This is a genomic window from Kitasatospora sp. NPDC048298 (genome assembly GCF_043201465.1).
Classification (GTDB): domain Bacteria; phylum Actinomycetota; class Actinomycetes; order Streptomycetales; family Streptomycetaceae; genus Kitasatospora.
Genome location: NZ_JBICYZ010000085.1, coordinates 32,442 through 42,200 on the forward strand (window position 1 = coordinate 32,442; position 9,759 = coordinate 42,200).

Annotated in this window: 7 protein-coding genes and 1 pseudogene; 3 read left to right on the top strand and 5 right to left on the bottom strand. The window is 75.7% G+C overall.

Annotated features, from left to right (window positions below):
• Positions 1-148: 148 nt before the first annotated feature.
• A complete protein-coding gene (locus ACGF0D_RS38685) occupies positions 149-1,303 on the top strand; it encodes an NAD(P) transhydrogenase subunit alpha (RefSeq protein ID WP_392924638.1) in 1,155 nt (384 codons plus the stop codon).
• Positions 1,304-1,308: 5 nt separating this feature from the next.
• On the opposite strand, the gene ACGF0D_RS38690 is transcribed toward ACGF0D_RS38685, so the two are convergent.
• From ACGF0D_RS38690 to ACGF0D_RS38700, 3 genes are all read right to left on the bottom strand, one after another.
• Positions 1,309-1,917 (bottom strand): hypothetical protein, encoded by a 609-nt coding sequence (locus tag ACGF0D_RS38690; protein ID WP_392924641.1) that lies wholly within the window; start codon positions 1,915-1,917, stop codon positions 1,309-1,311.
• A 72-nt stretch (positions 1,918-1,989) separates the two neighbouring features.
• Positions 1,990-2,523 carry a flavodoxin family protein gene (locus ACGF0D_RS38695; RefSeq protein ID WP_392878990.1) on the bottom strand — a complete coding sequence of 178 codons (534 nt, stop codon included), beginning with the start codon at positions 2,521-2,523 and terminating at the stop codon, positions 1,990-1,992.
• Between the two features lie 253 nt (positions 2,524-2,776).
• Entirely contained in the window at positions 2,777-3,019 is a 243-nt protein-coding gene (locus ACGF0D_RS38700; protein WP_392924644.1) for a DUF1918 domain-containing protein, read from the bottom strand.
• A gap of 262 nt (positions 3,020-3,281) precedes the next feature.
• On the opposite strand from ACGF0D_RS38700, the gene ACGF0D_RS38705 reads away from it, so the two are divergent.
• Entirely contained in the window at positions 3,282-3,899 is a 618-nt protein-coding gene (locus ACGF0D_RS38705; RefSeq protein WP_392924647.1) for a hypothetical protein, read from the top strand.
• 72 nt (positions 3,900-3,971) lie between these two features.
• On the opposite strand, the gene ACGF0D_RS38710 is transcribed toward ACGF0D_RS38705, so the two are convergent.
• Positions 3,972-6,335: a glycoside hydrolase family 65 protein gene (locus tag ACGF0D_RS38710; protein WP_392924650.1), complete on the bottom strand. Its 2,364-nt coding sequence runs from the start codon at positions 6,333-6,335 to the stop codon at positions 3,972-3,974.
• A 175-nt stretch (positions 6,336-6,510) separates the two neighbouring features.
• Here ACGF0D_RS38710 and ACGF0D_RS38715 point away from each other — a divergent pair, with 175 nt between their 5' ends.
• A complete protein-coding gene (locus ACGF0D_RS38715) occupies positions 6,511-9,231 on the top strand; it encodes a GNAT family N-acetyltransferase (protein ID WP_392924653.1) in 2,721 nt (906 codons plus the stop codon).
• 441 nt (positions 9,232-9,672) lie between these two features.
• Here the strand turns inward: ACGF0D_RS38715 and ACGF0D_RS38720 are convergent.
• Positions 9,673-9,759, bottom strand: a pseudogene (locus ACGF0D_RS38720) (lytic transglycosylase domain-containing protein); the annotation flags it as partial.

A 9,759-nucleotide genomic window follows, 5' to 3' on the forward strand; every position in this document is an offset into this window, starting at 1 on the left:
CCTGCCGCGTGGCGTTCCGTGTGCGCGTGGCGTCCGTATGCGCGTGGAGGTGCGCGCACGAGTGGCCCCGCGCACGAGTATCCGACCGGGCGAACGACCCGGGCAAACGGAACATACTGGGCGGGAGGGTCGACTCCTGGAGGCGGCGATGACGGCCACGACGGTGGGGGTGCTGCGCGAGACCGTGCCCGGTGAACGCCGGGTGGCCCTGGTGCCCGACCTCGTCCCGGCCGTCGGGCGACTCGGCGTGACCGTCCTGGTCGAGTCCGGAGCCGGTGCACCGGCCGGCCACCAGGACACGGAGTTCCGCGCCGCGGACGCCACCGTCACCAGGCGCGCCGAACTGCTGCGCCGTGCCGACGTCCTGCTCGGCATCCACCCGCCGAACCTCGACCCGACGCGCGAGCTGCGGCCCGGGCAGGTGCTGGCCGCGCTGCTGCGGCCGCAGCGGATCCCGTACCTGGTCCGGCAGTGGGCGGACCGCGGGGTGACGGCGATCGGCCTGGACCTGGCGCCCGACCTGCCCGCCGCCTACCCGCTGGACGCCGGGGCCTCCCAGGCCAGGGTGGCCGGGTACCGGGCGGTGCTGCTCGCCGCCGGGCATCTGGACCGCTGCCTGCCGCCCTGGGGCACGACGGACGGCCTGTTCGACCCGGTCCGGGTGCTCGTGGTCGGCGCGGGCCCGGCGGGTCTCCAGGCGATCGACACCGCCCGCCGCCTCGGCGCCCCGGTCGACGCCGTCGAACCGCGCCCCCGCGAGCGCGCCGCGGCCGCGGCCCTGGGCGCCCGGCTGTCGGACCTGCCCGGGCTGCGCCCGGTGGCGGACGAGGGGGAGCTGGGGGAGCCGCTCGACCGGGACCGTTCGGCCTGGTCGGCGGGGCTGGCCGAGGCCGTCCTGCGATACGACCTCGTGGTGACAGCCCTCGCCCCGCCGGGCCGGCCGCCGCCCGTCCTGCTGCACGGGGCGACGGTGGCACGGCTGCGGCGCGGCTCGGTGCTGGTGGACCTCGCGGCCGGCCCGGAGGGCGGCAACGTCGAGGGCGTCCTGCCGGGCACGACGACGGCGGCCGGGGGCGGGGTCACGGTGATCGGCGCGGAGGACCTCGCGGCGCAGGCGCCCGGGACGGCCTCGCGGGCGTACGCTCACAACGTGCTGGCGCTGCTAGACCGGCTGACGCACACCGGTTCGCCGGGCGCGGACCCCGTTCTCGGCCCGATGCTGGTGACCGACCGGGGCGCCGTACGGCACGAACCCACCGCCCGGCTGCTGATGGCGGCGACCGCCGTCGCCGGCCTTCCCTGAGGGGTTCAGACGGCGTGCGAGAACAGCCCGGCGTGCCGGGCGATCGCCCCGGCGCGGTCGGCACACTGCTGGTAGCAGCAGGACAGCAGCACGAGGTCGGTGACATCGACCGGATCGCCGCCCTGCTCGCCGAGCAGCAGCTCGTACAGCAGCCGTTGCCGCTGCCCGAACTCGTGCAGCCGCGTCAGCAGGTCCGCGACGTCCTCCGGCGAGCCCGACTCCAGGGCGTCGGCGGACCGGGCGACCAGGTCCAGCGCCGCGTCGGCGATCCCGATCAGGGGCGCTCGCAACCGTTCGTCGAACGGCTCCCGCTCCTGGCGGGCCCAGGCCGCCTCCAGCAGCCGCAGAGCCAGCCGCCCGAGGGCCTCCACCTCGCATCCCACGTGGACGCCCACCACGATCGCGGCCCGGCCGTCGGGCGTCACGGCGGCGTCCTCCTCGACCCGGGTGAGCAGTTCCGCCAGGGCCTTCTCCGCGGCGGTGATCCCGGCGCCGCCGTCGGCCGGGTCCGTGAGTACGGCCGTCGCGCCGCCCAGCGCGGTGTTCGCCAGCCGTACCAGGCCGGCCAGCTCGCCGACCAGGGCGCGGCGCCCGGTCCCTCCGACGTCAGACATCCCGTCGTCTCCTGTCCTCCACTCTCCTCGACCAGTCTCCCTCCGGTGCCGCGAGGGCGCCTCGGTGCGGGATCAGAGCAGACTCGCGCCCCAGGCTCGGGCGCGGTCGAGTTCGCCGGTGCGCAGCGGCCCGTCGGTGTCCTCCACGATGAAGCCCTCGGGTTCGACGACCACGTCGTAGCGGTGGTGGGAGAGCCGGTGGGCGATGCCCTTGGCCGCGCCTCCGGCCCGGGACGTGTCGACCCGGGTGTCGAACGCGGCGGCGTAAGTGCCGGACTCGGTCTCCGGAAGGTCGTGGAACCAGGCCCGCAGGCCCGGACCCTCGACCGTCTCCCGCGCCTCGGCCGCCTTCTCCTCAGCACCCTCCTTGTGTCCCTCGGCCGTGGCGGCCACCCTGCGGCTGAGCCCGGAGGACATGCCGCGCAGGTGGGTCGGGCCGCCGACCACCAGCAGGTCCGCGGTCCGGGTGATGTCGGTGTGGGCCTCGGCCACCGGGAGGCAGTCGACGGCCGCCCCGGGATCGGCCTGGTGCACGCCCTCGGCGATCGCCTCGGCGATCTCCCGGGTGTTGCCGTACATGCTCTCGTACACGATCACGGTGTGCATGGTCTCCACCTTCCGTCCTCTTCAGTCTCGCGCCTGAACTCCGCTGCCGAGGTGGGCCGTTCGGCCGGACCTGTCGGCAGAGGACGGGCACGTCCGCCCGGACGGGCGGCGGCGCGGCCACCCGGGCCCACAGCGGTACCCGTCGGTCGGCGGCGACCTCGTCGCGGCCGTGCTCGGCGAGCCGTCGGGCGGCCTCGGCGCCGGTCGGCCCACGCGTGCGCGGATCGACGGTGACGGTCACGGGGGCGGCCCGTCAGTCGGCGAACAGGTGCGGGTTCGGCGGGATGCGTTCCGGGGCGGCGGGCTCGTGGGCGAAGTGGTGGATCCGGGCGTCCGGCCCGGGGAAGTACTCGGTGACCCGGTCGTCGTCGGACCAGCGGACGTCGTACGGCGGGCTGCCGTCCGGGTGGTGCAGGCCGACGATCTCGCCGTCCCTGCGGGCCGCGCCCGGCCGGGTGCCCTGGACGATGATGCGGTCTCCCACGGCGGCTTTCATGCCCGCCTCCCTGGCTCGGTGCGGGGCCCGGGCCCGTGGCCCCGGCCGTCCGTACTTCCATGGCACCACCGAACGGGGGTTTCGGCAGGGGTCGGACGGGTCCCGCCTCGGGGACCACAGCCCCGAGCCCGGGGGCCCGGGGGCCCGGGCGAGCAGGGCCGTCAGGCCCTCGGCGGCGGGCGGCGGGCCCGGGAGACTGATCGGCGAGATCGTCGGCCCGTACCGACGAGACAGAGTCGTTCCGGCACCGAGGAGACGCGTCATGTCCGCCGCAGCCGCCACGCGCAGGCGTCCCGCCTCGCACACGACCCTGCGCGGGCACGTGCGCCGGGCCGCCGGCCGGGACCACAACCCGCTCTGCCGGCCGGTCGACCGTGCGTACAGCCGCCTGGTGGCGTCGGCGGTCCTGACGGCGCTCGCCTCCTTCGTCCTGGCGGCGGTGGCGGCGCTGCTCGTCCACCACGTGGAGACGGCCGACGCGCGGGACACCGCCCGCGACCGGCACGTCGTCACCGCCGTGACCACGGGCCCGGCCCAGTCGGTCGACCCACGGGCGGGCCGCGTGCGGGAGCAGGCCCCGGCCCGCTGGACGTACCCGGTGGGGCCGGGAGCCGGCCACGTCTCCGTGCCGGCGGGCACGCCGGCCGGGACGGCCGTGGCGGTCGGGCTGAACGGCGCCGGACAGCCGGTCGACGCGCCCCGGTCGGGCGAACTGATCGTCGCGGAGGCCGTCCTGGTGGGCCTGGGCACGGTCCTGGTGCTCGCGCTCGGGGCGGACGGCTGGTTCGCGCTGCGCCGACGCCGGTTGGACCGTCGGGCCGAGCGGGACTGGGAGTCCGCCTGGGAGCAGGTGGAGCCGCGCTGGTCCGGGCGGCGGTGACCGGGCCCGCTGCCGAGGGTTCCGTCGCGCAGAGCTTCCGAGGGCTCCGTCGCTCAGGGGTGGCTCCGTCGCTCAGAGGTGGAAGAGTCTCGTCTCGCCGGGCCGGACCGTCGCCGTGCTGCCGCGCAGACGGATGCGGACCGGCTCCTGGCGGTCCTGGTGCAGGCTGACCGTGACGGTGTGGCGGTCGACGGCGACGGTGAGGCCCCAGTGGCCCCGGTAGCGCAGGTCCAGCTCCAGCCGGCCGAGGGCGGAGGGCAGCCGGGGGTCCAGCCAGAGGGCGTCCTCGCGGACCTCCAGGCCGGTGTAGCAGCGCTGCAGCAGGTCCACGGCGCCCGCCATGGCGCCCAGGTGGACGCCCTCGGCGGTGGTGCCGTGCTGGCTGTCCCTGAGGTCGGCGACCAGGGCGTCGCGGAAGTGGCGCCAGGAGGCGCGGCGGTCGCAGCGGGTGAGCACCCAGGCGTGTACCACCGAGCTGAGGGTCGAGCCGTGGACGGTGCGCCGCAGGTAGTAGTCGGTGGTGCGGCGCAGCAGTTCGTGGCCGGCGGGGTGGCCGAGGCGGCGCAGCAGGTCGCGGACCTCGCGGGCGGAGAACAGGTACCAGAGCATCAGCGCGTCGGCCTGCTTGGAGGCCTTGTAGCGGTTGACGGTGTCGCCCTCGGCCTCCATGATCCGGTCGAGTCGGCGCAGGTCCGGGTAGCGGCGCCGGTAGGCGGGCCAGTCGAGTTCGGTGAGGCGCTCGTAGCCGTCGAACTGGCTCAGGACGCCGTCGTGGAACGGGACGTGCAGGTGTCGGCCGACCTCCTGCCAGCGGTCCAGCTCGGCGGCGTCGAGCGCCAGGCGTTCGCGCAGCTCGTCGCGGCGGTAGCCGGGCAGGACGTCCAGGGCGTCCTGGGCGCGGGCCAGCACCCAGGAGGCCAGGACGTTGGTGTACGCGTTGTCGTCCAGGCCCGGCCGGGTCTCCCAGGGGTAGGCGTCGTGGTACTCGTCGGGGCCGAGCACCCCGCGGATGGACCAGTGCCCTCGGGTCGGGTCGTGGACGGCCGTGGAGGACCAGAACCGGGCGATCTCCAGCAGCGTCTCGGCGCCGGCGGTGGCGAGGAAGTCCCGGTCCCCGGTGGACTGGTAGTACTGCCAGATGTTGTACGCGACGGCGGAGCCGACGTGCCGCTGGAGATGACTGTGGTCGGGCAGCCAGCGGCCGGACAGCGGGTTGAGGTGCCGCTGCTGGGACTCCTCCCGGCCGTCGCGGGCGCTCTGCCACGGGTAGACCGCGCCGCGCACCCCGAGGGCCCGGGCCTGGCGGCGGGCCGCGTCGAGGCGGCGGTGGCGGTAGCGGAGCACGGCGCGGGCGAGTTCCGGGAAACGGAGGTTGAGCAGCCGCAGGACGAACAGCTCGTCCCAGAAGACGTGCCCCCGGTACGCCTCCCCGTGCAGCCCCCGGGCCGGGATGCCGACGTCCAGGTCGACGGAGTGCTCCGAGTAGGTCTGGAGCAGGTGGAACAGGTTCAGGTGCAGCGGGCCGGCCCCGTCGAAGTCCGCCTCGATCCGGCAGCGGCGCCACAACTCCGCCCAGCGCAGGGCGTGTTCGGCGAGCAGCCGGTCGAACTCCCCGGCCTCGGCGGCGAGCAGCCGGGAGGCGAGCAGCGGGGTCTCGACGGCCCGGTCGCGGGAGGTGTGCACGGCCACGGTCTTCGTCACGGTGACGGGGCGGTCGGGGGCGGCCTCCACGGTGAGGAGGCGGGCCACCCACCCGTCGCGGACCTCGGCCGTCGAGGTGTGCTCGCGGTCGGCCTCGGTCCGGGCGCACAGGGCGATCCGCAGGGGCGAGTTGGCCGTGTCGGCCTCGAGCCGCAGCAGACCGCTCTCGTCCACCCCCTGACCTGCAGGGACGAGGTGGCGCCCGGCCAGTCCCCGGTAGCGGGCGACCCCGGCGTTGGCGACGCGGCCGTCCAGGCCCGAGCGGACCTCGAACGGGCCCGACCAGTTCTCCGGGGTGAGGGTGCTCTCCAGTGCCAGCAGGTGCGGCCGGGCCTGGCTGGCCAGGCGGCGCTGCACGAGGCGGGTCCGCCGCCCCTGCCCGTCGACCACCAGGGCGGTGCGGGTCAGCACCCCCCGGCGCAGGTCCAGCTCCAGGGTCTGCTCGGCGGGCGGGCCGGCGAACCACGCGCCGCCGGCCGGGCGGAAGGTCAGCGGCAGCCAGTTCGGGCAGTTGACCAGGTCCTCGTTGGCCACCACGTGTCCGGCGACGGCCGACTCCGCACGGTCGTAGCAGCCCGCCAGGTACGTCCCCGGGTAGTGCACCCCGTCGGCGGCCGACTCCGGCGCGGCGCCCCGGCTGACCAGGTAGCCGTTGCCGACCGCGCACAGCGCCTCGCGCAGGCCCTCCTCGGCCGGGTCGAAGCCCCGGTAGCGGAGGGTCCACGGGTCCGGCATGTCGGGATACCCCGTGGGTGGGTCTGCTGCCACGACCTGACCTCCGTGCCGACCGGCCTGCCTTCCAGTCTGCGCACGGCGCTGCCGGGCCGCCGCCCGACCGGCCCGGGCCGGTCGGCCCTTCCATCGGCCGGGGTGGGCGTGGAGCCTGGGAGACGGAGACAGGAGGCGTGCCATGTCCACCGTCCACCCGCTCGGCGGCGCCGAGGCCCTGCTGGCCGACGGTACGACCGTCGAACTCCGGCCGCTGCGGCCGGACGACCACCCGGCGGTGCTCGACCTGCACACCGCCGGGATGTCCGAGGAGAGCCGCCGGCTGCGGTTCTTCGGCGTCAGCCGCAACGCGCCGCGGCAGGCCGCCGACCGGCTGTGCGGGCCGCCGCGCACCGACCTGCTGGCGCTCGGCGCCTGGGTGGGGGAGGAACTGCTCGGAGAAGCGGACTGCGAGCTGCTGGACGACCCGCCCGAGACGGCCGAACTGGCCCTCGCGGTGGCCGACCGCTGGCACCACCGGGGCGTCGCCACCCTCCTGCTGGAGCACCTGGTGCACGCCGCCCGGGCCGCCGGCGTCCGCTTCTTCGAGGCCGACACCCTGGGCGGCAACCACGCCGTCCACCAGGTCTTCGCCGACCTCGGCCTGCCCGTCGAGCGCCGGTACGCGCAGGGCGAGGTCAGGGTCCGGGTGCCGCTGGACGAGGGCGACGAGCGCTACCGCTCGGCAGTGGACGAACGCGGGCGCACCGCCGACCTGGCCAGCCTCGCCGCGCTGCTGCGCCCGGCCTCGGTCGCGGTGGTCGGGGTGTCCCGCCGGGAGGGCTCGGTCGGCCGGACCGTCTTCGGGAAGATCCGGCGGGGCGGCTTCGCCGGTGCGGTGTGGGCGGTCAACCCGCACGCCGGCGAGATCGACGGCGAGACCTCGTACCCGTCCGTCCGCGCGCTGCCCGCCGTGCCGGACCTCGCCGTGCTGGCCGTGCCCGCCGGCGCTGTCCCCGGGGCGGCCGAGGAGTGCGGCGCCGCCGGGGTGCGGGCCCTGGTGGTGCTCACCTCCGGGCTGGGCGCCGAGGAGGCCCGCGGGCTGATGCGGGCCTGCCGCCGGCACAGCATGCGGCTGGTCGGACCGAACAGCCTCGGCATGGCGCAGACCGACCCCGCCGTCCGGCTGGACGCCGAGTTCGGCGGCGCCTTCCCGCGGCCCGGCAGCGCCGGGGTCGCCGTGCAGAGCGGCGGCGTGGGGATCGCCCTGCTGTCGCGGCTGGCCTGGCTGGGCATCGGTGTGTCGAGCTTCGTGTCGCTCGGCGACAAGTACGACGTCAGCGGCAACGACCTGCTCCGGTGGTGGGAGGCCGACGGCCGCACCGACCTCGCGCTGCTCCACCTGGAGTCCTTCGGCAACCCGCGGGCCTTCGCCCGCACCGCCCGCCGGGTGACCAGGAGCGTCCCGGTCCTGACCGTCGACGCCGGACGCTCCACCGCCGGCCGCCGGGGCGCCGCCTCGCACACCGCGGCCGCCGCCACCCCGACCGTCACCCGGGAGGCGCTGTTCCGGCAGGCGGGCATCACGGCCACCCGCGGCATCGACGAACTCGTCGAGGCGGCCGCGCTGCTGCGCTCCCAGCCGCTGCCGGCCCCGCGCGGCGCGGTCGCCGTGGTCTCGAACGCCGGCGGCATCGGCATCCTCGCCGCGGACGCCTGCGCCGAGGCCGGCCTGGAACTGCCGGAACTCCCGCCGGAACTGGGCGAGCTGCTGCCTCCCGGCGCCTCCGTTTGCAACCCGGTGGACACCACGGCTGCCATCGGGCCGAACGAACTCACCTTCTTCCTGCGGGCGTTGGAACGCGAGGAGGCCGTCGACGCGATCCTGGTGTGCCTGGTGCCGACGGCGCTGGGCAGCACCCCCGCCCAGGACCCGGTGCGCGCCCTGCTGGAGGGCCCGGCCCGGCGCCGCGTCCCGATCGCCGCCGTGCTCCTCGACCAGCAGGTGCCCGTGCGCTACCGCACCTGCGCCGACGGCGGCATGCTGCCCGCGTACTCGGACTCCGTCGCCGCCGCCCGGGCCCTCGGCCACGCCCGGGACCGCGCCCGCCGGCTCGCCGAAGCCCCGTCCCCGCCCGCCGACGCCCCGGACTGCGACCGCCGTGCCGCCCGCAGCCTGATCGACGGCCACCTCACCGCCCACCCCGACGGCGGCTGGCTCGACCCGCTGTCCACCGCCGACCTGCTGGCGGCGTACGGACTGCCGCTGACCACCACGGTGTGGGCCCGCGACGAGCACACGGCGGTCACCGCCGCGCGCGGGCTGCGCCGGTTCGGGCACGAGCACGAGGTGGCCCTGAAGGCCTACTGGCCCGGGCAGCTGCACAAGCGCGCGCTCGGCGCCGTCCGCACCGGGCTCGGCACCGACGGCGAAGTACGCGACGCCTACCGCGAGTTCGCCGAGCGGTTCGGCCCGCAACTGGCCGGAGCGGTGGTCCAGCCGATGGCCGCGCCCGGTGTCGAGCTGCTCGCGGGCATCGTCCAGGACCGGGTCTTCGGGCCGCTGGTGGTGCTCGGGGCGGGCGGCACCGCCGCGGACGTCCTGGCCGACCGGTCCGCCCGACTCGCCCCGCTGAGCGAACGAGACCTGACCACCATGGTCGACGAGCTGCGCAGCGCGCCCCTGCTGTCGGGCCACGCCGGGGCGCCCGCCCTCGACCTCACGGCGGTCCGCTCCGTCCTGGCCCGGCTCTCCCGCCTCGCCGACGACTTCCCGGAACTCGTCGAGGCCGACCTCAACCCCGTGATCCTGCGCCCCGACGGCGCCGTCTGCGTGGACGCCCGGGTGCGCCTGGAACGCCGTCCGTCCTTCGACCCCTACCTGCGCAGGCTGCGCCGCCCGGCAGCCGCCGAAGCGGAGTGAGCCCGGAGGCGGGTCAGTTCTCCATGTCGACGTCGAATACCGGCCTGATCTGGCCTTTTTCTGCTGCTTGGCTGGTAAAGCATCATTCACACGATATGCCGCCATCACGACGGACAGCCGGAATATCCCAGCGATCCAGGCGGCCGTAATTCGCTCCTGCTTCACGGGTCCTGGCTTCCGGCGAGCGCCATTGACTTCTTGTTGATCGACCGTGGACGATCAGCCGCCGCCGCCGCCGTCAACAACAACGAGGACCTCGCCGTCTGGGCCTGCACCTCCACCACCGCCCAGTGGAGCCCGCCCTCGACAGCGGCGTGTGGAACACCGCCCCGGGAACGGGGTGAGGGCCCGTGTCGCGCGGTTGCGCGGCACGGGCCCTCGTGGGTCACTCCGGTGGTCCCTGTCCGGCTCCCGGGGTGTGGGGGAAGCCGAGGGGTCGGCTTAGTACCAGTGGTGGGACTGCCAGAAGTTCCAGGCGGCGTTGGGGCTGCCGTAGCGGGTGTTCATGTAGTCCAGTGCCCACTTGAT